Below are 24,230 nucleotides of genomic sequence, written 5' to 3'. Positions count from 1 at the left end.
GCAGAGACGCGGAGATCGCAGAGAGGAAAGATGGATTCCGGCTTCCGCCGGAATGACGGAAAGGGAGAGGCTCACGGCCAGACTCCCACTCTCGCGAGCCCGGCCGTCTCGTCGAGGCCGAGCATCAGATTGGCGCACTGGACCATCTGGCCCGCCGCGCCCTTCACCAGATTGTCGAGTGCGGCGATGGCGAGGACGCGGCCGGTCCGCTCGTCATAGCGCGCGGTGATGTGGACCGCGTTCGAACCCAAAGTCCATTTGACGGAAGGCGAGCGCGCCGAGACATGGACGAACGGTTCGCCCGCATAAGCCGCGGTCAGCGCCGCCAGCGGATCGCACGGGCCTTTGGCCATCGCCGTGCAGGTGGCGAGGATGCCGCGATTCATCGGCGCGAGATGCGGCGTGAACAGCACCTTGCCGCCCAGCTCCATCTCCATCTCGGCGGTGTGCCGGTGGGAGAGCAGGCCGTAGGCGGTGAAATTCTCGTCGACACTGTTGAAATGCGTCTCTTCCTTCAGCGCCTTGCCCGCGCCGCTGACGCCGGAGGCGGCGCTCACGCTGATCGTGTCCGGGTCGATCAGGCCGAGCAGCGGCTTCAGCGCCAGGATCGTCGTCGTCGGGTAGCAGCCGGCTGCCGCCACAGTCTTGGATGCGGCGATGGCGCCCCGGTGCAGTTCGGGGATGCCGTAGACGAAGTCGCCGAGCAGCTCGGGCGCCTCATGCGGCTCCTTGTACCAGCTTTGATAGGTCGCCGCGTCGTTCAGCCGGAAATCGGCGCCCAGATCGACGAACGGAATGCCGCGCCTGATGATCTCCGGCGCGATCCGCTGCGAATGGCCGTGGGGGAGGGCGGCGAAGACCAGATCAACGCCGTCCAGCGCCGCCGGCTCGAAACGCTCGACAAGCGCGTCCGGATAGGCAAGGGCGAGATGCGGATGCGCCTCGGCCAGCGCCGCGCCCGCCTGGCTGTCCCCGAACAGGCGCGCCGCGCGCAGCCGCGGATGCCCGGCGCAAAGCCGCAGCAGTTCCGCGCCCACGAATCCGGACGCGCCGAGGATGACCACCTGAATCATCGTAGTACTATGCATATTATTGCATATTTATGCAATATATTTTTGAAACGAAAAGCGCCCCGGCATTGCGGGGCGCTTCGGACCGGTTGCGGTCGGCACCGATCAGGGGCTGGTGGGCTCGTCGTTGTCGTCGGTGAGCTCGATAATGCCCCAGATGACCAGGCCGAGCGCCACGGCGCCCAGAATCCAGACCGTGGTGCCGGCCAGTTCGTTCGCGCCTTCGACGTCGGCGCCGGCGCGCTCCACGGCGGCGGGGGCCAGGCTCAGCGACGCCGCCGACTGGGCGTGGGCCACAGTGCCGGCGGTTGCCAGCGAAAAGGCGGCCAGGACCGCCAGCTTCCTCGAAAACATCGCTATCTCCCTCTGGCGACGCCGGATATCGCGCCGCGCTTCCTGGAAAGCCCGAAAAAGGGTTTCTTTCCACGGGGATAATACGGGGGTGCGCGGCGGACCGTGCGCAAGACCGCGCGAACCGCGCCGATCCCGCCCGCCACTGGCCAGAAACCGCCATTTCTGACAGGAATGGTCAACACGGACGGGAGGCGAAAGGCGGCATGGATTTTTCCCTTACGGAACGCGAAGCTTCGTATCGCGACCGGATTCGCGACTTTCTGGAAACCCGGATTCGCCCGCGCGTCGGCGATTACAAAAGCCAGCTCGACAGCGGGGACCGCTGGCAACCCCTGCCGGTGATCGAGGAGCTGAAGCCGCAAGCGAAGGCGGCGGGCCTGTGGAATCTGTTCATGCCGCCCGGCCATGCGCTCCGCCATGTCGACGAAAGCTTCCCCTTCGAAGGCACGCAGCTCACCAATCTCGAATATGCGCTCTGCGCCGAGGAGATGGGGCGCATCCCCTGGGCCTCGGAAGTGTTCAACTGCTCCGCGCCCGACACCGGCAACATGGAGGTGCTGCACCGCTACGGCACGCGCGAGCAGAAGGATGCGTGGCTCAAGCCGCTGATGCACGGCGAGATACGCTCCGCCTTCCTGATGACCGAGCCGGCCGTGGCCTCGTCGGACGCGACCAATATCCAGTGCGAGATCAGGCGCGACGGCGACGATTATGTCGTCAACGGCCGCAAATGGTGGTCGTCCGGCGCCGGCGATCCGCGCTGCAAGGTCGCCATCGTGATGGGCAAGACCGATCCGGACGGCCCGAAGCACCAGCAGCAATCGATGGTGCTGATGCCGCTCGACGCGCCCGGCGTCACGGTCGAGCGCGCCCTCACCGTCTTCGGCTATGACGACGCCCCGCACGGCCATATGGAGGTCGAGCTCAAGGACGTCCGCATCCCCGCCGCCGCCATGCTGCTCGGCGAAGGCCGCGGCTTCGAGATCGCGCAGGGCCGCCTCGGCCCCGGCCGCATCCACCATTGCATGCGCACGATCGGCGCGGCCGAGGAAGCGCTGGCCGCGATGGCCCGCCGCCTGCAAAGCCGCGTCGCCTTCGGCAAGCGCATCTCCGAGCACAGCGTCTGGGAGCAGCGCATCGCCGAGGCGCGGATCGACATCGAATGTTCGCGCCTGCTCTGCCTCAAGGCCGCCGACATGATGGACAAGGCCGGCAACAAGGCCGCCGCCGCCGAGATCGCGATGATCAAGGTGAAGGCACCCCGCATGGCTCTCAGGATCATCGACGATGCCATTCAGGCCCATGGCGGCGCCGGCGTCAGCCAGGATTTCGGCCTCGCCGCCGCTTATGCCGGCATCCGCACCCTGCGCCTCGCCGACGGCCCCGACGAAGTCCACGCCCGCGCCATCGCGAAGATCGAATATGCCAAGCATGCGCCGGCCTAATTTCCTCCCCTCGATTTCGAGGGGAGGGGGACCGCACGAAGTGCGGTGGAGGGGCTTCCTTGTTCACCAAAAAAGCCCCTCCACCATGTTCCGCATGGTCCCCCTCCCCTGCAAAAGCAGGGGAGGAAAAGGGCTGTGAAAGCCGCCTTCCTCACCGCCCCCGGCCAGCCCCTCGTCATCGGCGAGGCGCGGCTCGATTCCCCCGGCCCGCACGAGGTCCGCATCCGCACCATCGCCTGCGGCCTGTGCCATTCCGACCTCCACTTCATGCTCGGCACCTATCCGCACCCCATGCCCTGCATCCCCGGCCACGAAGCCGCCGGCATCGTCGAGGCGGTGGGGAGCGAGGTGCGCAATCTGAAGCCCGGCGACGCGGTCGTCACCTGCCTCTCCGCATTCTGCGGCCATTGTGAGTTTTGCGTCACCGGCCGCATGGCGCTCTGCCTCGGCGGCGACACCCGCCGGCCGAAGGGCGCTCCGCCCCGCATCACCGCCGAGGACGGCACGCCCGTCGCCCAGATGCTCAATCTCTCCGCGCTGGCGGAGGAGATGCTCGTCCACGAACATGCCTGCGTCGCCATCCCGCCGGACATGCCGCTCGACAAGGCCGCCGTGATCGGCTGCGCGGTGACGACCGGGGCGGGGACGATCTTCAACGCCTGCAAGGTCACGCCGGGCGAGAGCGTCGCGGTGATCGGCTGCGGCGGCGTCGGCCTCGCCGCGATCAACGCCGCGAAGATCGCCGGGGCAGGGCGCATCGTCGCCGCCGATCCGGTGCCGGAGAAACGCGCGCTGGCCGAAAGGCTCGGCGCCACCGACACCATCGATCCGCTGGCCGAGGATGCGGCCAAGCAGATCGTCGAGCTCACCAAAGGCGGCGTCGACCACGCGATCGAGGCGGTCGGCCGCCCGGCCTCGGGCGAGCTGGCGGTGAAGGCGCTGCGGCGCGGCGGCACGGCGACGATCCTCGGCATGATGCCGCTCGATCACCGGGTCGGCCTCGGCGCGATGGACCTGCTCTCGGGCAAGAAGCTGCAGGGCGCCTTCATGGGGGCGAACCGCTTCCCGGTGGACATTCCCCGGCTCGTCGATTTCTATCTGCGCGGATTGCTCGATCTGGACTCGATCGTCGCCGAGACGATCCCGCTGGAACAGGTCAACGAAGGGTTCGAAAAGATGAAGCGCGGCGATGCGGCGCGCTCGGTGGTGGTGTTTTAGTTTTCCGTCACCCCGGACTTGATCCGGGGTCCACCTGCCTTTGCGAAGGCAGGGAAGAAAAGGTGGATGCCGGATCAAGTCCGGCATGACGAAAATGAGGAAAGGAATGACATGTCCCTGTTCGATCTCACCGGCAAGGTCGCCATCGTCACCGGATCCTCGCGCGGCATCGGCCGGGCGATCGCGGAGGCGCTGGCGGAGCAGGGGGCGAAAGTGGTGATCTCCAGCCGCAAGGCACAGGCCTGCGCCGAAGTCGCCGACGCGATCAACGCCAAGCATGGCGACGGCACCGCGATCGTCGTCCCCGCCAGCATCTCGTCCAAGGAGGAATTGCAGCGCCTGGTCGACGAGACCCGCGCCCAACTGGGCAAGATCGACATCCTCGTCTGCAACGCCGCCTCCAATCCCTATTACGGGCCGATGGCGGGGATCACGGACGAACAGTTCCGCAAGATCCTCGACAACAATGTGATCGCCAATCACTGGCTGATCGCGATGGTCGCGCCGGAAATGCTGGAGCGCAAGGCCGGATCGATCGTCATCGTCAGCTCGATCGGCGGCCTCAGCAGCTCGGCGACGATCGGCGCCTACAACATCTCCAAGGCGGCGGATTTCCAGCTCGCCCGCAATCTGGCGGCGGAATTCGGCCCGTCCGGCGTGCGCGTGAACTGCATCGCGCCGGGCCTGGTGAAGACCGATTTCGCCCGCGCGCTCTGGGAAAATCCGGACACGCTGAAGGCGGTGACGCGCCACACCCCGATGCGCCGCATCGGCGAGCCGCGCGAGATCGCCGGCGCCGCCGTTTTCCTCGCCTCGGATGCGTCCACCTTCATGACCGGCCAGTCGATCATCGTCGACGGCGGCGCCACCACCGGCGCCGGGCTGTGAGCGTGGTGCCGCGTCATATGCCGCTTTTGGTTCGCGCGAAGGCGCGAAGGCGCGAAGATGCCGCGCCCGTAGCGTTTCGATTGCGCGCGCCATCCCGCGATAGCGGGTGTCGATATCCGGCTTCGCCGGAAGGGCGCTGGAAACTCGGACTCTTCGCGCCTTCGCGCCTTCGCGCGAACCGAATTGCAGCAGCGGACATAGGATACAGCGCATGAGGCTTGCACGAAAAACCGCCATCGTCACCGGCGCCGCGTCGGGCATCGGCAAGGCCACCGTCGCTTTGTTCCGCGCCGAGGGCGCCGCCGTCGTCGCCGCCGACCTCGCCGCGTCCGAAGGGGTGATCGCCGCCGATGCGGGCCGCGAGGAGGACGTGCGCGGCCTCGTCGACAAGGCCGTCGCCGATCATGGCGGGCTCGACATCTTCTTCGCCAATGCCGGCATCTCCGGCGGCCTCGCGTCGATCTTCGAACAATCGCCGGACGATTGGCAGGAAATCCTGCGCGTGAACCTGATCGGTCCGTTTCTGGCGATCAAATATGCCGCTCCGGTGATGAGGGCGCGCGGCGGCGGGTCGATCATCTGCACCGCCAGCGTCGCCGGCCTGCGCGCCGGGGCGGGCGGCCCGGCTTATTCCGCGTCCAAGGCCGGCGTCATCAGCCTGGTCGAGGTCGCCGCCACCCAGACGGCCGGCGCGAACATCCGCGTCAACGCGATCTGCCCGGGCCTCATCGAAACCGGCATGACGAAGCCGCTCTACGACAATGCCCGCGCGGTAGGGCGCGAAGACATGATCGGCCACCTCAACCCCATGAAGCGCGGCGGCGAGCCGGACGAGATCGCTAGGGCCGCCCTCTTCCTCGCCTCGGACGAAGCCAGCTACGTCAACGGCCATGCTTTGGTCGTTGACGGCGGCCTCTCCTCGTCTCACCCCTTCTACCGGCAGGAATATGGCCGCACGGCGTTTTGAGGGCCGAATCCGTTGGGCGGGAGCAGCGATATTATCCCCCTCCTATCCAGGGAGGGGAGAAGCGGCCGCAACGGGTTGGAAGCGGACCTCGTCAATTGTTGGATACATGTAGGATTTGGTCTGTCACGCTGGCGGCATGCCCGAGTCGGTTTTCCTTCCCGGTCGGAGTGGCTCAGCGGAGCCTTTCGGACCTTTCGGGAGGGGGCGTTGCTCCCCGACATGGCGTCAGGTTAGTCAACTTCCGCAAGACGAATCGGGGGCATGGCGCTCGTCCCAAGCTGAGCTTGAAGCGGGTCGCGGCCGGATTTTTCCCGGTTGGTCGATTGACGTAAACGTAAGGTCGCGCCTATCGACTCAGGGGAATCACGGCATGACGAAGAGGGAAGCATGACCCCGATTTCCACCAAGAAGCACGGCGACGTCCTGATCGTCACCTCCAACAATCCGCCCGTCAACGCGCTCGGCCATGCGGTGCGCGACGGGCTGGTGAAGGCGATCGAGCAGGCGGACGGGGATGATTCCATCAAGGCCGTCGTCATCATCGGCCAGGGCCAGACCTTCTTCGCCGGCGCCGACATCACCGAATTCGGCACGCCCAAATCCTTCGAATATCCGGCGCTGCCGCAGGTCGTCGACATCATCGAGAATTGCACCAAGCCGGTCGTCGCGGCGGTTCACGGCACGGCGCTCGGCGGCGGGCTGGAGGTCGCGCTCTCCTGCCATTATCGCGTCGCCGTCCCCTCGGCGAAGTTCGGCGTGCCGGAGGTGAAGCTCGGCCTGCTCCCCGGCGCGGGCGGCACACAGCGGCTGCCGCGCGTGGCGGGCGTCCCCAAGGCGCTGGAAATGGCGACGTCGGGCAATCCGATCGGCGCCAGGGACGCGGTCGCCGTCGGCCTCGTCGATCGGATCGTCGAGGGCGATCTGGAGCAGCACGCCGTCGCCTTCGCCGAGGAGGTGAAGGATATCCGTCCGCTGCCCCGGACCAGCGAGCGCGACGACAAGCTCGCCGAGGCGCGCGCCAATCCCGCGATCTTCGACGAGTTCCGCCAGGCCAATGCCCGCAAGTTCCGCGGCTTCGAGGCGCCGGAGAAGAACATCCAGGCGGTCGAGGCCGCGCTCAAGCCCTATGCCGAGGGCGTGCTCGACGAACGCCGCCTGTTCCTGGAGCTGATGAGCGGGAAACAGGCCAAGGCGCAGCAATATTTCTTCTTCGCCGAGCGCAAGGCGGCGAAGATCGAGGGCGTTCCCGACGACACCGCCCCGCGCGAGATCCGCAAGGTCGGCGTGATCGGCGCCGGCACGATGGGCGGCGGCATCTCGATGAACTTCCTCTCCGCCGGCATTCCGGTGACGATCGTCGAGATGCAGCAGGAGGCGCTGGATCGCGGCACCGGCATCATGCTGAAAAACTATCAGGCGACCGCCGCCAAGGGCCGGATGACCCCCGAGCAGGTCGGCCATGCCATGGGCCTGCTCACGCCGACGCTGAACATGGAAGACCTCGCCGATTGCGACCTGATCATCGAGGCGGTGTTCGAGCAGATGGACGTGAAGAAGGAGATCTTCACGAAGCTCGACGCCATCTGCAAGCCGGGCGCGATTCTCGCCTCCAACACCTCCTATCTCTCGATCGACGAGATCGCGGCGACGACGAAGCGGCCGCAGGACGTGGTGGGCCTCCACTTCTTCTCGCCCGCCAACGTGATGAAGCTGCTGGAGGTCGTGCGCGGCGCCAAAACCGCGCCGGACGTGCTGGTCACCGCGATGCAGCTCGCCAGGAAGATCCGGAAGGTCGCCGTCGTGGCGGGCGTCTGTTACGGCTTCATCGGCAACCGGATGCTGATCCCGCGCCAGATGCAGGCGATGCAGCTCCTTCTCGAAGGTGCGACGCCGGAGCAGGTGGACCGCGTCCATGTCGAATTCGGCATGCCGATGGGGCCGTTCCAGATGTCCGATCTCGCCGGCGTCGACATCGGCTGGCACCGCGATCCCACCCGGATCGAGAATATCCGCGATGCCCTGTGCGCGATCGATCGCTGGGGCCAGAAGAAGGGCGCTGGCTTCTACGATTATGACGAGAAGCGCCGTCCCTCCAACTCGCCCGTGGTGGCGAAGATCATCGAGGATTTCCGGGCGAAGGCGGGCGTCACGCCCCGCGAGATTTCCGATCAGGAGATCGTCGAGCGCACCCTCTACACGATGGTCAACGAAGGCGCGCTGATCCTGGAGGGCGGCTTCGCCCAGCGCGCCTCGGACATCGATGTCGTCTGGGTCTACGGCTATGGCTGGCCCGTCTATCGCGGCGGCCCGATGCACTGGGCGGACGGCGAGGGCCTCGCGAAGATCGTCGAAGGCATCCGGGGCCAACAGGCGCGGCTTGGGCCCGACTTCAAGCTCTCCGAGCTGCTGGTGAAGAAGGCCGAAGCGGGGGAGAAGTTCACGCGGTGACGCTCTGCCTGCTGACCCCCGAGGCAAGCTACCCGCTCGGCGAAGCGGAATGGCGCACGCAGGCCGAGGCGCTGGCCGCTTTGTTCGGCGCGCGGGGCGTGGAGGTCGTGCTGGCGCCCTGGTCCAGCGATGACGATCTGGCGCGCCACGCGCTCGTCGTTCCGCTGATGGCGTGGGGCTATCACCGCCGGCTCGATCACTGGTACGCCCAGCTCGATCGATGGGTGGCGGCCGGCGTGCGGCTGATCAACCCGCCGGACGTGCTGCGGTGGAACAGCGACAAGGCCTATCTCCTCGATTTCGAGGCGAAGGGCGTCGCGATCATCCCATCGCTGATCGCCGAAACCGCCGACGCCGCCGCGCTGGACGAGGCGCGGTCGCGCTTCGTGACCGAGAGGCTGGTGGTGAAGCCGGTCAGCTCGGCCGGGTCGGACGGCACCTATCTGCTCGGCCCGGGCGATGCCTTGCCCGGCGACGTCGCGGGACGGCGGATGCTGGTCCAGCCGATGATGCCGGCGATCGCACAGGAGGGCGAGCTGTCGCTGTTCCATCTGGGCGGCCGCTACAGCCACGCCATCGTCAAGCGTCCGAAGACGGGGGAGTTCCGAGTCCAGCCGCAATTCGGCGGAAGCTTCACGGAGATCGATCCCGCGCCGGCCGCCCGAAGGCTGGCCGATGCCGCCCTCGCGGCGGCCGGCCCCGATATCGCTTATGCGCGGATCGACATGGTGAGCGACCGCGCCGGCGGCTACCGCCTGATGGAGATCGAGCTGATCGAGCCCTATCTCTTCCTGGAGCGCGCGCCGGACGGTGGCCGCGGCTTCGTGGAGATGGTGCTGGGCAATATGAGCGTCGTCGGCGCCTAATCCTCCGTCCGCGCCAGCAGGTCCACCAGCTCGTCCCGCCAGAACCTTGCCCACGTATGCGTGCCATGCCCGCGCGTGTCGGGGCTGGCCGGGATGAGGATGTAGCGGGTGGCGGGCATCCGCGCGGCGGCGGGCTCGGCGATGCCGTAGTCGGGCGGGTTGATATAGTCGTCGGCGCTGTTCACCCAGGTCATCGGCACGCGCACCCGATCCAGATGGGGGAGCGGGTTGTAGGTTCGCGAGGCTTCGAGCTGGTGGATGAGGTCGTTCGCATCGCGGTTTGGCAGATCGCGCGCGACCCGCTCGTCGATATAGGCCTCGGCGCGCGCCCGGTCGGGATAGGCTGTCTGGAGCTGGAGCGGGTTCATCCCCGCCATCTGGAGGATCGACACGGCGGTGCGCAGGCCGAGCACGGGCTGCTCCGCATAGTCGCCGCCCGCGAAGGCGGGGTCGGCGCGGATCGCCTGGACGGCCATGTGCCGCCACATCCGGTTATGTCCGGCGATCTGCGTCGGCAGGCAGGCCATCGGCATGGCCGCGCGGGCGAAACCGGGATGGGTCTCGGCCCAGACGAAGATGTGCATGCAGCCCATCGACGTGCCCATGACGAGCCGGAGCTGCCGGACGCCGAGCTGTGTCAGCAGAAGCCTCTGCGCCTCGACCATGTCGTCATAATCGTAATCCGGAAAGGCATCGCGCAGCCCGTTGCTCGGTTTGGAGGAGCCGCCATGGCCGATATTGTCGGGCAGGATCACGTAGAAGCGCGTGATGTCCAACGGCTGGCCGGGGCCGTACAGCTCGTCCGCGAATTGCGGCGCGAGGAATTGCCGTCCGCTGCCGCCGGTGCCGTGCAGCACCATGACGGCGTTGGTGACATTGCCCGTCGCATCGCGCCGGGGCGTGCCGAGCGTCGCATAATGCATCCGCAGCTCCGGCAGCGTGTCGCCGGAGCGGAAGCGGAAGTCGCGGAAGGTGGCATCGGCCTCGGTGAGTCGCGCCGCCCAGTCGGACTGCGCCGCGGCGGGTGCTACGCCGAGCAAGAGGAAAGCCAGGATCGCCAGCAACCGCATCAGTCTTCCTCCCTTACTTGCCGAATGCGGCCTGATAGGCTTCCGGCTTGAACCCGAGCAGCCGCTTGTCGCCGATGTCCAGCACCGGCCGCTTGATCATCGAAGGCTGGGCCAGCATCAGCGCCACCGCCTTGTCCGCGTCCAGCCCCTCGCGGTCCGCTTCGGGAAGCTTGCGGAAGGTCGTGCCGGTGCGGTTCAGGAGTTTCTCCCAGCCCAGCTCCTTCGCCCAGCTGCGTAGGAGGCCCTCGTCGATCCCGGCTGTCTTGTAGTCATGAAAATCATAGGCGACGCCCTTTGCCTCCAGCCAGGCGCGCGCCTTCTTGATCGTGTCGCAATTCTTGATGCCGTACATCGTACTCATGTCAGGAAATGTGCTCCGGTTGCGCCCTCCGCGGCACCTCCTTGCACAGCTCCGCGAAGCTCGAAAGGAAAATTTTCTTGACTCAATGTTATTTATTTCTAACATTGAGTCATTCATATCGAACATGAGGATGCGCGGATATGGCGTTTCGGGAAAAGATAGCATGGTTGACGCTGGCGACGATGCTGATCGCCTACGGCTTCTATTTCGGCTGGGCGGGGCCGCGCGTCGGCTTCGGCGAGGCGCGGATGCTGGATATCGTCTGGACGTTCGGCCCGGTCGCCGTGGTGCATGCGCTGGCGGTCATTGTCGGCAGCATCCTCATCGCCGTGACGGCGGTCAGGGAGGCCAACGCGCCGGCCGACGAGCGCGACCGGGCGATCGCACGGCGCGGCTCGACGATCGGTTATTATGTGCTGCTGACCGGCATGATCCTGGTCGGCGTGGTGATGCCGTTCACCGAGCCGGCGTGGAAGATCGTCAACACGGCGCTGCTCGCCATCGTGATCGCGGAAACGGTGCGCGACGGCGTCATCGTGCTGAGCTACCGGCGGGGCTGGCATGGCTAGGCGACGGCTCACCAACCAGATCCGGACGCTGCGCTTCCACGCCGGCGAGATGACCCAGGCCGAGCTGGGCGAACAGATCGGCGTCACGCGCCAGACCGTCGCCGCCATCGAACAGGGCAAATATTCGCCGACGCTGGAAACGGCGTTCCGCATCGCCGACGTGTTCGGGGTGAAGCTGGAGGAGGTGTTCGGCTGGGAGGCGGCGGCGTAAGTCATCGAGCCTATCGGATTGGTTCGAACGGGCCAACCGTTCGCACTATCGAGGGTAAAGCCATGATCGCCTTGGCTTGTCCATACCATCTTGAAGGGCCTGCCGATTGTCGAAACCGCCTTCCCCTGAGTTGGTCGACTGGAAGATTAACCCTTCGACGAGCGCGCGATTCGCGGTCTCGCCATGGAGCTGCATGATCGTAAACTCGGAATTGTCAGAGGCTACCACCCCCGCCTTTCAGTCGAAGCAGGCATTCCCTGTTCGGCGGCGGAGAACCGGCGGAACGTTTCAATAAGCGGGATCGCTGGCTTCCACCGTATAGTCCCAGCCATAAAAGCAGACTGAATGCGCCTCGATTGCCGAGGGTGCGAATCGCGATCGGAATTCTCAGACCGGGTCAGGACGTCTTGCCAGGCCTCGAGTGGAACCTCCGCAATCAAGGCTTCGCGCGGCTCGGCATCGGCTTCACGGGGCAAATGAAAGCTTCCCGCTGGCCCGTGTCCTGGCTGGCGCGTGAAGACGACAGCACCCTATCAATCGGGGTGCTGGCGCCCGGGCTTACGAAGAAGACTCGCCGGACCTATGCACCGTCGTCGCGGAGCTGTTCGATCGTGGGCAGGCCGTAATGCTCCTGCTGACGCTGCCTCGTGCTTCGTCGCAGGATCCGGCTTGCTGCGCTTCCGAGCAATTAAGCCCCAACATCGTCTAAGGCATCGCGGGCGTTGTCAGCAGGAAAGCAGGCCAGGCAGGATCACGATAATTGCCGGGGTTGTCTCACACCTTACTCCCATTCGATCGTCCCCGGCGGCTTCGAGGTGTAATCGTAGACCACCCGGTTGATGCCCTTCACCTCGTTGACGATGCGCGTGGCGACGCGGGAGAGGAAGGCGGCGTCGAAGGGGTAGATGTCGGCGGTCATGCCGTCGGTCGAGGTGACGGCGCGCAGCGCGCAGGCATGGTCGTAGGTGCGATAGTCGCCCATCACGCCGACGGTGCGGACGGGGAGCAGCACCGCGAAGGCCTGCCAGATCGCGTCGTAGAGGCCGGCATTGCGGATTTCCTCCAGATAGATGGTGTCGGCCTTGCGCAGGATGTCGCACTTCTCGCGCGTCACCTCGCCCGGAATGCGGATGGCGAGGCCGGGGCCGGGGAAGGGGTGGCGGCCGACGAAGGCGTCGGGCAGACCCAGCTCCCGACCCAGTTCGCGCACCTCGTCCTTGAACAGCTCGCGCAAGGGCTCGACGAGCCGCATGTTCATCCGCTCGGGCAGGCCGCCGACATTGTGGTGGCTCTTGATCGTCACGCTCGGCCCGCCGGTGAAGCTGACGCTCTCGATCACGTCGGGATAGAGCGTGCCTTGCGCCAGGAAATCGGCGCCGCCGATCTTCTTCGCCTCCGCCTCGAAAATGTCGATGAAGGTCTTGCCGATGAACTTGCGTTTGGCTTCCGGCTCGTCGACTCCCGTGAGGCCCGAAAGGAAGAGCTGCTCGGCCTCCACATGGACGAGCGGGATATTGTAGCTGTTGCGGAACAGGCTGACCACCTGCTCGGCCTCCTTCGCGCGCATCAGGCCGTGATCGACGAAGACGCAGGTGAGCTGGCTCCCGATCGCCTCGTGGATCAGCACCGCGGCGACGGCGGAATCGACGCCGCCGGACAGGCCGCAGATGACGCGTCCGTCGCCGACTTGGGCGCGGATGTCGGCGATCTTGGTCGCGCGGAACTCGGCCATCGTCCAGTCGCCGGCCAGCCCGCAGACGTGACGCACGAAATTGGCGATCAGCCTGGCGCCGTCCGGCGTGTGGACGACTTCCGGGTGGAACTGCGTGCCGTAGAAACGGCGTTCGTCGTCGGCGATCAGCGCGAAGGGCGCGCCGTCCGATGTCGCGACGATCCGGAAGCCGGGCGCGAAGCGCGTCACCTTGTCGCCGTGGCTCATCCACACCTGATGACGCTCGCCGACCTTCCAGAGTCCGTCGAACAGCACGCAATCGTCGGTGACGGTGAGGAAGGCCCGGCCGAACTCGCCGCCCTCGCCGGTTTCGTGCCCCGGCAGCACCTCGCCGCCGAGCTGATGGGTCATCACCTGCTGGCCGTAGCAGATGCCGAGGATCGGGATGCCGGCCTCGAACAGCGCCTGCGGCGCGCGCGGGCTGCCTCCGTCCGGCACGCCGGCGGGAGAGCCGGAGAGGATAATGCCCTTCGGCTTGATCCGCGCGAAGGCGGCTTCCGCCTGGGTGAAGGGGGCGATCTCGCTATAGACCCCCGCCTCGCGCACCCGCCGGGCGATGAGCTGGGTCACCTGGCTGCCGAAATCGACGATGAGGATGGAGTCGCTGGGCTGGATCGTCATGGCCGGGCGATAGGCAACCCTCGCAAGCTTTGTAAAGCGAGGGGTTTTGGAATCGTCACAAAGACGTGGCATGGACGGCGCGACCAAGCCGAAAAGGTGGAATGTGAAAGTCCGTCTCGCCGCCGCCGCGCTCGTGTTTGCCGCCGCAACCATGGCGCCCGCCCAGCCTCCCTCTGCCCCGCCCCGTCTGATCGTGGCCATTTCGGTGGACCAGTTCTCCGCCGATCTGTTCGCGCAATATCGGCGGCATTTCACCGGCGGCCTCGGGCGGCTGAGTGGCGGCGCGGTCTTCCCGTCCGGCTATCAGTCGCATGCCTCGACCACGACCTGCGCCGGCCATGCCACCATCCTGACCGGCGCGCGGCCGAGCCGCAGCGGGATCATCGCCAATGACTGGTTCGACCTCGGCATGGCGCGCGACGACAAGCAGGTCTATTGCGCGGAGGACACGCGCGTGCCGGGCAGCACGTCCAGCGCCTATACCGCCTCGCCGCGCCACCTGCTCGTTCCCACGCTTGGCGACCTGATGCGCCGGCACGATCCGCGCTCCCGTGTCGTCGCGGTGGCGGGCAAAGACCGTTCGGCGATGATGATGGGCGGCCACGATCCCAGCGAGCGCTGGTGGTGGCACAATACGGCCTTCATCGGCGAGGCCGGGGCCGCCCCGCCCGCCGCCGTCGCCGCGATCAACGCGGAGGTCGCCACGGCCTATGCCGTGCCGCGCGGGCCCCAGCCGATGGCGCCGGTCTGCGAGGCGCGCCGGGTGGCGGTGACGCTGCCGCCGCCGGCGGGGACGGTGGGCGAGGGACGGTTCGAGCGCGAGGGCGGGGACCGCCTGCGCTTCCGCGCGTCGCCCGAGCTCGACCATTTCACGCTGGAACTGGCGGAGCGGCTGCGCGCCGATATGGCGCTGGGCGAAGGGCCGGCGACCGATCTGCTGGCGATCAGCCTGGCCGCGACCGATTATGTCGGCCATCGCTTCGGCACGCAGGGGCCGGAAATGTGCGGCCAGCTCCTCGCGCTCGACGCGATGCTGGGCGCCTTCTTCGAACGGCTCGATGCGGCCGGCATCGACTATGTCGTCATGCTGACCGCCGATCATGGTGGCCAGGACATTCCCGAGCGCGCCAATATGCAAGGCGGCAATGGCGCGCGCGCGGACGCGGGACTGCGCGCCCGTAACATGGGCCGCGTTATCGGCGAGCAACTGGGCCTTGCCGGGCCGGTGCTGTTCGCCGCCGGCGTCACGGGCGAGCGCTATATCGACCGGAGCCTGCCCGAAGCGGACCGGGCGCGGGTGCTGGAAGCGGCGGTGGCGGCCTATCGCGCGCATCCGCAGATCGCGGCGGTCTTCACCCGGGCCGAGATCGCGGCCGCGACGACCCCGGCCGGTCCGCCAGATGCGTGGACCCCGCTCCAGCGCGTGCGTGCTTCATGGCATCCGCAGCGGTCCGGCGATTTCTACATCATGCTGCGCCCCGATGTGACGCCGATCCCGACGCCCAGCCTGGATTCCATCGCGACCCACAGCGTCGGGACGGATCAGGACCGGCGGGTGCCGATCCTGTTCTGGCGGCGCGGCATGGCGCCGTTCGAGCAGCCTCAGGCGATCGAGACGGTGGACATCATGCCGACGCTCGCGGCGCTGATCGGCCTGCCCGTGGCGCCGGGATCGATCGACGGACGCTGCCTCGATCTGGACGCGGGGCCGGCGAGCACCTGTCCGCAATGAGGAAGGGCCGGATCGCCCGGCCTCTCCCTGGATTCAGCAGCCCCGGTCGATCTCGCGTCCGGCCAGCGCGCCGATCGCGCCGCCGATGATCGCGCCGGTCGTGCCGCTGTCGCGGCCGCGTCCGTAGCGGCGATTGCCGCGATCGACCTCGCGCCCGATCAGCGCGCCGGCGACGCCGCCCACAATGGCGCCGGTCGTGCCGTCGCCGCAGCGATAGCGGCTGCGATAATAGCGATCGCCCCGGTAATAGCCGCGATCGGAATAGCGCCGGCCGGAATAGCCGCGTCCGCGATAGCGGCGGTCGCCATAATAATAGTCGCCGGGCCGGTAGCGACGCGGGCCGTCGCGATAATAGCCGTCATAGCCCCGGCCATAATAGCCGTCGCGATAATAGCCCTGCGCTTCGGCGGACGCGGGCAGGGCGACGAAAGCGGTAATCGACGCGGCGGCGCCGAGCAGCAATGTCCTGAGCATGTACGGGCTCCCTCATGCAGGGACGCGATACGCCGTCCCGTGCCGCAATGTTGCCATTATTGGATGAGCGAAGGATGAACGGCCGGGATCAGCCCTCGCCTTGCTTGGCGAACCAGTCGACGATGGCGGGCATGTCGCGCTCGAAGCCGCCGGGAATGTAGATGTTGAGCAGACCGACGCGCGCGTCCGTCTCGTTGGCGAAATCGTGCATCGTGCCGGCCGGCGCGCGCACGAAGCTGCCCTTCGGCGCGTCGATCCATTCCTCGCCGATCAGGAAGCGCGCCGTGCCTTCGATGACATAGAACATGTCGTCATTGGCTTCGTGGCTGTGCGCGCCGGGTCCGGACGTACGCGGCTCCAGCCACCATTCGGAGATCGAATAGGCCGCGTTCGTCTCGCCCTCGTCCGCCTTGAACACGGCCCGCATCGCCCCGAGCGGATAATGCCGGCCCTCGCCGGGGCCGAGCACGATCGGGGCGGGGGCGTCGCTCACTGGTCGCCGCCCTGCGCGGCCGTCGCCGGCAGGCGCAGCCCGGTGAACTGCGCGATGAAGGCGTACATGTCGCCATATTCCTCGATCTGCTTGTCGGTCGGCTTGCCGGAGCCGTGGCCGGCGCGCGTCTCGATGCGGATCAGGTGCGGCTGCGGCCCGGCCTCGGCGGCCTGGAGCGCGGCGATATATTTGAAGCTGTGCCCCGGCACGACGCGGTCGTCGGTGTCGGCGGTCGTCACCAGCACGGCCGGATAGTTTTCGCCCGAACGGATGTTGTGAAGCGGCGAATAGGCGCGCAGGACGCGGAAATCCGCCTCGCGATCCGGATAGCCGTAATCGTCCACCCAGTAGCGCCCCGCCGTCCAGCGATCGAAGCGCAGCATGTCCATCACGCCGACGCCGGGAAGCGCGGCGGCGAACAGGTCCGGCCGCTGGTTGATCACGGCGCCGACGAGCAGGCCGCCGTTCGAACGGCCCTCGACGGCGAGCTGGCGGTTCGTCGTGATGCCCTCGGCGATCATATATTCGGCCGCGCCGATGAAATCGTCGAACACGTTCTGCTTGTTCGCGCGCCGGCCGGCATCGTGCCACGCCTGGCCATATTCGCCGCCGCCCCGGATATTGGCGACGGCGAGCACGCCGCCCATGTCCACCCAGGTCAGCCAGCGCGGCTGGAAGGCGGGTGTGGAGGAGATGTTGAAGCCGCCATAGCCGTAGAGCAAAGTCGGCTGCGGCCGCGAGCGATCGAGATCGCGGCGGCTCATCAGGAACATCGGCACCCGCGTGCCGTCGCGCGAGGTGTAGAAGACCTGGCGGACCTCATAGGCCTCGGGATCGAAGGCGAGCTCGGGCTGTGCGAAGACGCTGCTCTCGCCGGTCGCGCTGTCGTAGCGATAGACGGTCGGCGGGCGGTTGTAGCTGGAGAAGGCGTAGAAGGTCTCGCTGCGCTCCGGGCTGCCGCGAAAGCCGCCGGCGCTGCCGATGCCGGGGAGCGCGAGGGTTCCGGTACGGCGCCCGTCGAGCGCGAAGGTCCGCACCTCGCTCTTCGCATCGACCAGATAACGGGCGATGAGTTGCTGCCCGACGATCGAGGCGCCGGTCAGCGTCGCTTCGTCCTCCGCCACCAGTTCGGTGAGCTGCGCCGGATTGGCGATGTCCATGGAAACGATGCGCTGGCGCGCCGCGCCGTTGTTGGTCTGCCAGATGAAGCGCGTTCCCTGGTTGCCGAGATAAGTCCAGTCATGTTCGCGTTCGGTGATCAGCCGCTGCGGCTCGGTGCCGGGCGTGGCGAGATCGATCAGGGTGATTTCGTAGCGTGCGTCGGTGCCTTCGGAGGAATAGACGATCAGCCAGCGGCCGTCGTCGGTGACGCGGCCCGTGTTGCTCAGCCGGGGCCGATCGGGCTGGGAGAAGACCAGCCGGTCCTCGCTCTGCGGCGTGCCGATCCGGTGGAAATAGATCGCCTGATTCTCGTTCAGCGACTGGAATGCCTGGCCTGCGGCGGGCTCGGGGAAGCGCGAATAGTAGAAGCCGGAGCCGTCCTTCGCCCAGTCGAAGCCGGAGAATTTCACCCAGCGTATCTCGTCGGCGAGCGGCTGGCCGGTGGCGACGTCGAGCACGCGCAGCACGCGCCAGTCGCTGCCGCCGTCCTGGATCGAATAGACGAGATGGCGGCCGTCCTCGGACGGCTCCCATTCGGCGAGCGCGGTGGCGCCGTCCTGAGACCAGGTGTTGGGATCGATCAGCAGGCGCGGTTCGCCCGTCAGCCCGTCGCGGACATAGAGGGCGGACTGGTTCTGCAGCCCGTCGTTGCGCGAATAGAAATAGCGGCCGCCGGCATGGCGGGGCAGGCCGTAGCGCTCATAATCGTAGATCTGCGTCATCCGCGCGCGAAAGGGCGCGCGGCCGGGCAGGGTGGCGAGATAGGCGTCGGTGACCCGGTTCTGCGCCGTCACCCAGTCGCGCACGCGATTGTCCTCGCGCACGTCGTTTTCGAGCCAGCGATAGGGATCGGCGATCCGTTCGCCGAACAGGGTTTCGACCGTGTCGCCGCGTGCGCTTTCGGGATAGGCGATCGGCGCTGCGGCGGGCGCCTGCGCGGCGGGAGCGGCGTTCATCGCAAGCGCGGCGACAGGCAAGGCAAGGAGGGCGGCGGAAAGACGCATGGAGGAGTCACCTCGGCTGGAATCATGGTGTAGCGGGGGTGTAACACGGCGCAGTGGCAAGTCAATTTGGCGCTGGCCGGCATCGGAAGTTGACGAACCTGACGCTACGTGGGGGAGGGACGCCCCCTGCCGAAAGGCCTGCGCGCGCGGCGAACGGAGGGGGCGGATCGACTTGGCGATCCCGCGCAAAGGGTACGAAGCCCAGGTCACGACCGAAGGGTGACAGAGGAAATCCTACATTCCAACCCCCGGTCAAACCGGGCGGCTCTCAGTGCACCGTCCGGTTCTCCCGCGTCGCCTTGGCGGCGAGCGAGAAGCGCGGTTCGGGCGCCGCCAGCCGGCCGAGCGACAGGTTGGCGGCATAGTCGCCGACGGCAGGACCGTGCTTGAAGCCGTGGCCGGAGCCAGCGCCCACCAGCACGACATTGTCGAAGGCCGGATGCCGGTCGATCAGCAGGTCGCCGTTCGAACTGTTCTCATATTGGCAGACGCGCGCTTCGCTGAGCGGCCGTTCGGCCAGCGCCGGGAAGCGCCGCGCCATATAGGCGCGCACATTCGCCAGCGCCTCGGCCGACGGATTGCGATCGCCGCTGTCCGGATCGATCGGCGGTCCATGCGCGTCATGGGCGATCTTGAAGCCGCGCGTTTCGAGATCGGGAAAGCCGTAATAGATGTCGCCCCCGTTGAAATCCGCCCAGCCGGGAAGCTGGCCGGGCAGGTAATGCCGGTCGCCGGCCGGCGGCGCGAAGAAGAACACCTCCTGCCGGGTCGGGAAGATGCGCGGGCCGAGCAGGTCCGGAAAGACGCGGCCGAGCCAGGGGCCGCAGGCGAAGACGAAGCGTCCGGCCGCGATCCGTTCGCCGGCTGACGTGACGACATGCGTCAGCCGTTCGCCCGAGCCGGAGGGCGGCTGGACCTGAACCTGGCGATAATCGCCGCCGGTCCGGACGAATTCGTCGACCAGCGTTTGCACCGCGCGGCGAGCCATCAGCGCGCCGAAATCCGGTTCGAACAGGCCGGCGGCGATGCCGTCGAAGGCGATCTGCGGAAAGCGGCGCTGCAGTTCGGCCGTCTCCAGCAATTGCGTCGGCAGGCCCATGTCGCGATGCACGCGCATCGTCTCCTCAAGGAACGGATCGGCCTCGGGAAAAAAGAACAGCACGCCGGTCTGGTGGAAGACCGGCAATCCGGCGCGCGCGGACAGCGCGCGCCAGTCGGCGAGCGAATCGCGCGCCATGCGGGTATAGACCCGGTCCGCGCCATAGGCGCCGCGCGTCATCCGGGATTCCCCGCCCGAAGAGGCGCGGGCATGGGCCGGGCCCCAGGCGTCGAGCAGCTGCACCCGCTGGCCCATGTCCTGAAGCTTCCTGGCCGTCCAGGCGCCGAACACGCCGGCGCCAACCACGACGACGTCCCAGGGCCGGCGCGCCGGCGAGGTCGCCGATGTGCGCGATCCGGGCAAGGCCGCGGCGGCCGCCGCGCCCGCTCCGGCAAGGAGCAGGGAACGGCGGCTCATCCCCGGCACCGGCTCAGCCGCCGAAGCGCTTACGCAACGTAACGCCGAACGTGCGCGGCTGGCCGATGTTGAAGCCGAGCCGGGCGCGCCCGCCGCGTTCGCGGTCGAACGAGAGCAAGGCGGTCTCGTCGAACAGGTTGGTGACATAGACCATCAGGCCCAGGCCGTTGTCCCAATCCACGCCCGCGCTGAGATTGACGTAATTATAGGCGGGCAGGCGCAGGTCCACGACCGTCGCATTGTTGCCGGTCGCGCCGCCGAAGGGCAGGCCGGACACGAAGCTGCGCGGATTGTTCTCCTGGTCGCTCGGCTGCGTGTAGCGGCTGCCGACATGCTGGAACGAGGCCCCGACATAGGCTTCCGCGCCCTCCGCGACCGGGAAGCTGTAGCTCGTGCTCGCGGAAATCTGGAAGTTGGGAACGCTCGGCAGGCGATTGCCCTCGCGGATGCCACCAATCACCGTGCCGGTGCCATCGACAACCGTCGAATCGAATTCGGACTCGAGGATGCTGCCGTTGATCGAGACGCTGAGGCCCGGCGCCAACGTGGCGGAAAGCTCCGCCTCGATGCCCATCGTGTGCGCGCTCGGCACGTTGAACACGATGCGCGAGGAGCAGGAACCGGCGTCCAGCGTCACCTGGAGATTGCGGATGTCGGTATAGAAGCCCGCCATCGCGAAATTCAGCCCGCGACGCTGGGCGCGCACACCGACTTCGTAGTTCCACAGGCTTTCGTCGTCATAGTCCTGGAAGCCGCCGAAGATCGCCTCGTCCTGCGGCGTGCACAGCGGCAGGTTCAACGGATCGTTGACACCGCCGAGACGGAAGCCCTTCGAGACCTGGGCGTTGACGCGAACATTGTCGGCGACATCGTAGCTCGCGATCAGGCGCGGGCTGAAACCGTCGGAGGCGGTTTCGTCCGTCCGGTCGTCGCCATTGGCGAAGAGGCCGCCCGACAGGAAGCGCCGGTTTTCCGTGAAGTCGTAATAACGGCCGCCGGCGGTGATCGTCAGGCGCGGCGAAACATCGAAGCTCGCCTCGCCGAAGATCGCCTTCTGGCGGATGTCGTAGGGAAGATCGGAATTGTACGGCGAATCCCGCCCGAACCCGTTGGCGACGGCCGCGGACGTGCCGGCACCCAGCACAGCGTCCGTGAACGCATCATAGCCCGGGGTCGGGAGGCGCTGGCGATAGAAACGGTCGGTGTTCGAATAGAAGGCGCCGATCACCCACCGGAACGGGCCGGCGGCCGTCGAGCTCAGCCGGACTTCCTGGGTGAAGGTCTCGAGATCGGTGGTGTCGACCAGATTGGAAGGCAACAGGACCGCCGCCGTCGGATAGCCCAGATCGACCGAGACGCTGCCCGTCAGCGCGCTGGCATCGCGGCTGACCACGATGTCGCGGTTGATATAAGAGGTAACGGAGGTCAGCTCGACCGGGCCGAGGTCGAAGCTAGCGGTCAGATCGACCAGCAAGGTATCGTCCGCGAAGCCTTCGCGCAGCAACAGATATTGCTCGCGCTCGCCGAGCGTAATCGCCGGCCGCGTCGTCGTGAACGGATTGGCGAAGAGATTGAAGACCTCGTTGCGGTTGAAGCCGTTGGCACGGATTTCCTGGTACACGACACGCGGCGTGATGCGCACGTCGGGCGTCGGCTCGATCGTGATCGAGAGTCGACCGCCGGTGCGACGGCCGTTGTTGACATTCTCGTCGATGCCGCCGCCTTCGCGCAGTGCATCGACGAAGCCGCCATATTCGGTATGATAGCCGACCACGCGGGCGGCCGCGCCCTCGGCGATCGGCAGGTTGATCATGCCCTTGATGTGGCCGCCGAAATCATCGCCGCCGACGAGGTTGAGATTGCCCTCGACCATCGCTTCGACGACGTCCATGCGCGGCTGGTTGGTGATGTAGCGGATGGTGCCGCCGACCGAGCCGGAGCCGAACAGGGTGCCCTGCGGGCCGCGCAGCGTTTCCACGCGGTTGAGATCGAACAGGTCGAGGTCCGGCGTGAACAGCGACAGCGAGATGACGGATTCGTCGAGATAGACGCCGACCTGCTCCTTCACGCCCGGCTGGTCGCGCACGACCTGGCCGGCCGAAACGCCGCGCACCGAGACCTGGCTCTGGCCCGGCCCGAGATTCTGGATGTTGAGGCCGGCGACGTTGCGCGAGAGATCTTCGATCGTCGTCGCGCCGGAGCGCTGGATGTCCGCTTCCGTCTGGGCGTTCACCGAGAAGGGAACGTCGAACAGCGATGTTTCGCGCTTCGTCGCGGTCACGACAATCGTCTGTTCGTCGTCGCTGGCCGTCGCCGGCGCGTCCTGGGCCTGTGCCGGCGTTGCCGCGGCGATGGCGATGAGCGAAACGGCGGCGAAGGCTGCCGGGATGCGGAGAGTCCTGGTCGTCACAAGCATCGGATACCCCCTTGCTTTTATTTTTCGCGATGCGCCGGTCTGTCGGCGTCATTACGTGAACGTAAGGTACAGGAGCGACGCTGACGCGAACAGGTGGCGAAAACACGGGGGTCGAGATTGTTAAACTTATGTTGCTGCCACGCCACAGGGCGGCAGCCTGGCCCGGAGACAGGCGCGGCCGGCATTTTTCGGGGATTGGCGAGGTCGCCGGATCGGCTATCGTCGCGGCGTCGATCCGTTAGAGGAGATCGTTGCAGATGCGCCTGACCTTTGCCTTATCGCTGCTTTTCCTGCTGATCTCCGGCGCTGCAGGATCGAGTGCGCAAACCGCCACGGCATCCGGCGCCATGGGCGAAACGGTCGTCATTCATGCCGGCACCTTGCTCGACCGGCCCGGCCGCGCGCCGCGCCGCAATGTCAGCATCATGGTGCGGGACGGCAGGATCGCCTCGGTCGAGGACGGCTTCGTACCGGCAGGCGAGGGAGGCCGCGTGATCGATCTCTCCGACAGCTTCGTGCTGCCCGGTCTGATCGACACTCATGTCCATCTCGATTCCGATCGGGCGGGCGTCGAGGGCCAGCTTGCCGGTTTCACCGATAGCGTCGCGCTCGGCGCGCACGAGGCGGCGTGGAACGCGCGCAAGACTCTCGATGCCGGCTTCACGACGGTGCGGAACCTCGGCTCGTCCGACGGCATCACGCTCGGCCTGCGGGACGCTATCGCGCGCGGCTGGGCGGTGGGCCCGCGCATCGTCGATGCCGGCACCAGCATCTCGGCCACCACCGGCCATATGGATCCCACTCTGGGCGTGCGCGAGGAGTTTCACGACGTGCTGCGCCAGTCTGGCAGCACCTGCGACGGGCCGGACGATTGCCGCCGTGCCGTGCGCCGTCAGGTCGCACGCGGCGTCGACGTCATCAAGATCGCCACCACCGGTGGCGTCAACAGCCGGATCGGCCTCGGCCTCGGCGCGCAGATGTTCGAGGACGAGGTGCGCGCGATCGTCGAGACCGCGCGGCTCTACGGCAAGCGTGTCGCCGTCCACGCCCATGGCGCCGACGGCATCGCGCTGGCGCTGCGGGCGGGCGTAGACTCGATCGAGCACGGCACTTTGATCGACGACGACATCCTGCGGCTGTGGCGCGGCAGCCGGACCTATTATGTGCCGACCCTCTCGACCGTGAACGGCTATCTTGAGCGGCTGCGCAACAATCCCGACGCCTATGTCGGCGAGGTGCGCGAGAAGATCGAATGGCGGATCGGCATCACCGGCCAGGCGCTGCGCCGCGCCGTGCCCGCCGGCGTGCGGATCGCCTTCGGTACCGATGCGGGTGTCTCGATGCACGGCCGCAACGCCGACGAGTTCCTGCTGATGGTCCAGCACGGCATGACGCCGATGACCGCGATCGAGGCGGCGACGGTCAACGCCGCCGACTTGCTCGGCCTGTCGGCGGAGATCGGCACGATCGAGCCGGGCAAGGTCGCCGACATCGTCGCGGTGCGCGGCGATCCGCTGAGCGATGTCGGGGCGCTCCGGCAGATGCGCTTCGTGATGACGCGGGGGCGCGTGCACCGGCTGGAACCCTGACCCAAACGAAAAGAGACCCGAGAGG

Annotated in this window: 20 protein-coding genes; 10 read left to right on the top strand and 10 right to left on the bottom strand. The window is 67.1% G+C overall.

Annotated elements, in window-relative coordinates:
• Positions 1-71: 71 nt before the first annotated feature.
• Positions 72-1,073, bottom strand: coding sequence for an N-acetyl-gamma-glutamyl-phosphate reductase (gene argC, locus KF780_13110; protein MBX3562738.1), 1,002 nt, complete (start codon positions 1,071-1,073; stop codon positions 72-74).
• Positions 1,074-1,175: 102 nt separating this feature from the next.
• Positions 1,176-1,424: a hypothetical protein gene (locus KF780_13105; protein ID MBX3562737.1), complete on the bottom strand. Its 249-nt coding sequence runs from the start codon at positions 1,422-1,424 to the stop codon at positions 1,176-1,178.
• Between the two features lie 203 nt (positions 1,425-1,627).
• Here KF780_13105 and KF780_13100 point away from each other — a divergent pair, with 203 nt between their 5' ends.
• The 6 genes from KF780_13100 (at position 1,628) to KF780_13075 (ending at position 9,256) form a co-directional block, all read left to right on the top strand.
• Entirely contained in the window at positions 1,628-2,869 is a 1,242-nt protein-coding gene (locus KF780_13100) for an acyl-CoA dehydrogenase family protein (protein MBX3562736.1), read from the top strand.
• Positions 2,870-3,004: 135 nt separating this feature from the next.
• Positions 3,005-4,087, top strand: a complete 1,083-nt coding sequence (locus KF780_13095) for a Zn-dependent alcohol dehydrogenase (protein MBX3562735.1) — start codon at positions 3,005-3,007, stop codon at positions 4,085-4,087.
• Positions 4,088-4,198: 111 nt separating this feature from the next.
• Positions 4,199-4,975 (top strand): SDR family oxidoreductase, encoded by a 777-nt coding sequence (locus KF780_13090; protein ID MBX3562734.1) that lies wholly within the window; start codon positions 4,199-4,201, stop codon positions 4,973-4,975.
• A 211-nt stretch (positions 4,976-5,186) separates the two neighbouring features.
• On the top strand, positions 5,187-5,942 hold the full coding sequence (locus tag KF780_13085) for an SDR family oxidoreductase (GenBank protein ID MBX3562733.1): 756 nt from the start codon (positions 5,187-5,189) through the stop codon (positions 5,940-5,942).
• A gap of 387 nt (positions 5,943-6,329) precedes the next feature.
• The gene (locus KF780_13080; GenBank protein MBX3562732.1) at positions 6,330-8,390 is read left to right on the top strand and encodes an enoyl-CoA hydratase/isomerase family protein; all 2,061 of its coding nucleotides are present in this window, start codon (positions 6,330-6,332) and stop codon (positions 8,388-8,390) included.
• Complete coding sequence (locus KF780_13075) at positions 8,387-9,256, top strand: hypothetical protein (GenBank protein ID MBX3562731.1); 870 nt, start codon at positions 8,387-8,389, stop codon at positions 9,254-9,256. Before KF780_13080 ends, KF780_13075 begins: the two co-directional genes overlap by 4 nt.
• Here KF780_13075 and KF780_13070 read toward each other — a convergent pair.
• Together KF780_13070 and KF780_13065 are read right to left on the bottom strand one after the other, a co-directional pair.
• Positions 9,253-10,326, bottom strand: a complete 1,074-nt coding sequence (locus KF780_13070) for an alpha/beta fold hydrolase (GenBank protein MBX3562730.1) — start codon at positions 10,324-10,326, stop codon at positions 9,253-9,255. The genes KF780_13075 and KF780_13070 overlap by 4 nt on opposite strands.
• Positions 10,327-10,339: 13 nt before the next feature.
• Positions 10,340-10,687: an ArsC family reductase gene (locus KF780_13065; protein MBX3562729.1), complete on the bottom strand. Its 348-nt coding sequence runs from the start codon at positions 10,685-10,687 to the stop codon at positions 10,340-10,342.
• A gap of 140 nt (positions 10,688-10,827) precedes the next feature.
• Between KF780_13065 and KF780_13060 the strand changes: the two genes are divergently transcribed.
• Complete coding sequence (locus KF780_13060; GenBank protein MBX3562728.1) at positions 10,828-11,256, top strand: hypothetical protein; 429 nt, start codon at positions 10,828-10,830, stop codon at positions 11,254-11,256.
• Positions 11,249-11,467: a helix-turn-helix transcriptional regulator gene (locus KF780_13055; protein MBX3562727.1), complete on the top strand. Its 219-nt coding sequence runs from the start codon at positions 11,249-11,251 to the stop codon at positions 11,465-11,467. Before KF780_13060 ends, KF780_13055 begins: the two co-directional genes overlap by 8 nt.
• A 781-nt stretch (positions 11,468-12,248) precedes the next feature.
• Here KF780_13055 and guaA read toward each other — a convergent pair.
• Positions 12,249-13,820 carry a glutamine-hydrolyzing GMP synthase gene (gene guaA, locus KF780_13050; protein MBX3562726.1) on the bottom strand — a complete coding sequence of 524 codons (1,572 nt, stop codon included), beginning with the start codon at positions 13,818-13,820 and terminating at the stop codon, positions 12,249-12,251.
• Positions 13,821-13,890: 70 nt separating this feature from the next.
• On the opposite strand from guaA, the gene KF780_13045 reads away from it, so the two are divergent.
• Complete coding sequence (locus KF780_13045) at positions 13,891-15,552, top strand: alkaline phosphatase family protein (GenBank protein MBX3562725.1); 1,662 nt, start codon at positions 13,891-13,893, stop codon at positions 15,550-15,552.
• Positions 15,553-15,585: 33 nt separating this feature from the next.
• Here KF780_13045 and KF780_13040 read toward each other — a convergent pair whose 3' ends face one another.
• The 5 genes from KF780_13040 to KF780_13020 all read right to left on the bottom strand — a co-directional run bounded on the left by KF780_13040 (position 15,586) and on the right by KF780_13020 (position 22,616).
• Positions 15,586-16,026 carry a glycine zipper 2TM domain-containing protein gene (locus KF780_13040; GenBank protein ID MBX3562724.1) on the bottom strand — a complete coding sequence of 147 codons (441 nt, stop codon included), beginning with the start codon at positions 16,024-16,026 and terminating at the stop codon, positions 15,586-15,588.
• Positions 16,027-16,114: 88 nt separating this feature from the next.
• Positions 16,115-16,519 (bottom strand): cupin domain-containing protein, encoded by a 405-nt coding sequence (locus KF780_13035; GenBank protein ID MBX3562723.1) that lies wholly within the window; start codon positions 16,517-16,519, stop codon positions 16,115-16,117.
• Positions 16,516-18,684, bottom strand: coding sequence for a S9 family peptidase (locus KF780_13030; protein MBX3562722.1), 2,169 nt, complete (start codon positions 18,682-18,684; stop codon positions 16,516-16,518). Before KF780_13030 ends, KF780_13035 begins: the two co-directional genes overlap by 4 nt.
• Before the next feature lie 268 nt (positions 18,685-18,952).
• Positions 18,953-20,200, bottom strand: a complete 1,248-nt coding sequence (locus tag KF780_13025; protein ID MBX3562721.1) for an FAD-dependent oxidoreductase — start codon at positions 20,198-20,200, stop codon at positions 18,953-18,955.
• A 13-nt stretch (positions 20,201-20,213) separates the two neighbouring features.
• Complete coding sequence (locus KF780_13020; protein MBX3562720.1) at positions 20,214-22,616, bottom strand: TonB-dependent receptor; 2,403 nt, start codon at positions 22,614-22,616, stop codon at positions 20,214-20,216.
• A gap of 257 nt (positions 22,617-22,873) precedes the next feature.
• Here KF780_13020 and KF780_13015 point away from each other — a divergent pair, with 257 nt between their 5' ends.
• A complete protein-coding gene (locus tag KF780_13015) occupies positions 22,874-24,205 on the top strand; it encodes an amidohydrolase family protein (protein MBX3562719.1) in 1,332 nt (443 codons plus the stop codon).
• Positions 24,206-24,230 lie beyond the last annotated feature (25 nt).

The sequence above is a fragment of the Sphingomonas sp. genome, assembly GCA_019635535.1.
GTDB lineage: Bacteria > Pseudomonadota > Alphaproteobacteria > Sphingomonadales > Sphingomonadaceae > Allosphingosinicella.
Note: the sequence above shows the minus strand (reverse complement) of the source record. Positions and strands in the feature narration are given on the sequence as shown.

What these genes read in the sequence shown, in the direction of transcription:
- KF780_13070 (MBX3562730.1), bottom strand. Translation starts at nt 10,326, where the DNA reads ATGCGGTTGCTGGCGATCCTGGCTTTCCTCTTGCTCGGCGTAGCACCC.
- guaA (MBX3562726.1), bottom strand. Translation starts at nt 13,820, where the DNA reads ATGACGATCCAGCCCAGCGACTCCATCCTCATCGTCGATTTCGGCAGC.
- KF780_13030 (MBX3562722.1), bottom strand. Translation starts at nt 18,684, where the DNA reads ATGCGTCTTTCCGCCGCCCTCCTTGCCTTGCCTGTCGCCGCGCTTGCG.
- KF780_13020 (MBX3562720.1), bottom strand. Translation starts at nt 22,616, where the DNA reads ATGCTTGTGACGACCAGGACTCTCCGCATCCCGGCAGCCTTCGCCGCC.
- argC (MBX3562738.1), bottom strand. Translation starts at nt 1,073, where the DNA reads ATGATTCAGGTGGTCATCCTCGGCGCGTCCGGATTCGTGGGCGCGGAA.
- KF780_13040 (MBX3562724.1), bottom strand. Translation starts at nt 16,026, where the DNA reads ATGCTCAGGACATTGCTGCTCGGCGCCGCCGCGTCGATTACCGCTTTC.
- KF780_13025 (MBX3562721.1), bottom strand. Translation starts at nt 20,200, where the DNA reads ATGAGCCGCCGTTCCCTGCTCCTTGCCGGAGCGGGCGCGGCGGCCGCC.
- KF780_13080 (MBX3562732.1), top strand. Translation starts at nt 6,330, where the DNA reads ATGACCCCGATTTCCACCAAGAAGCACGGCGACGTCCTGATCGTCACC.
- KF780_13055 (MBX3562727.1), top strand. Translation starts at nt 11,249, where the DNA reads ATGGCTAGGCGACGGCTCACCAACCAGATCCGGACGCTGCGCTTCCAC.
- KF780_13045 (MBX3562725.1), top strand. Translation starts at nt 13,891, where the DNA reads ATGGACGGCGCGACCAAGCCGAAAAGGTGGAATGTGAAAGTCCGTCTC.
- KF780_13015 (MBX3562719.1), top strand. Translation starts at nt 22,874, where the DNA reads ATGCGCCTGACCTTTGCCTTATCGCTGCTTTTCCTGCTGATCTCCGGC.
- KF780_13065 (MBX3562729.1), bottom strand. Translation starts at nt 10,687, where the DNA reads ATGAGTACGATGTACGGCATCAAGAATTGCGACACGATCAAGAAGGCG.
- KF780_13105 (MBX3562737.1), bottom strand. Translation starts at nt 1,424, where the DNA reads ATGTTTTCGAGGAAGCTGGCGGTCCTGGCCGCCTTTTCGCTGGCAACC.
- KF780_13090 (MBX3562734.1), top strand. Translation starts at nt 4,199, where the DNA reads ATGTCCCTGTTCGATCTCACCGGCAAGGTCGCCATCGTCACCGGATCC.
- KF780_13085 (MBX3562733.1), top strand. Translation starts at nt 5,187, where the DNA reads ATGAGGCTTGCACGAAAAACCGCCATCGTCACCGGCGCCGCGTCGGGC.
- KF780_13060 (MBX3562728.1), top strand. Translation starts at nt 10,828, where the DNA reads ATGGCGTTTCGGGAAAAGATAGCATGGTTGACGCTGGCGACGATGCTG.
- KF780_13100 (MBX3562736.1), top strand. Translation starts at nt 1,628, where the DNA reads ATGGATTTTTCCCTTACGGAACGCGAAGCTTCGTATCGCGACCGGATT.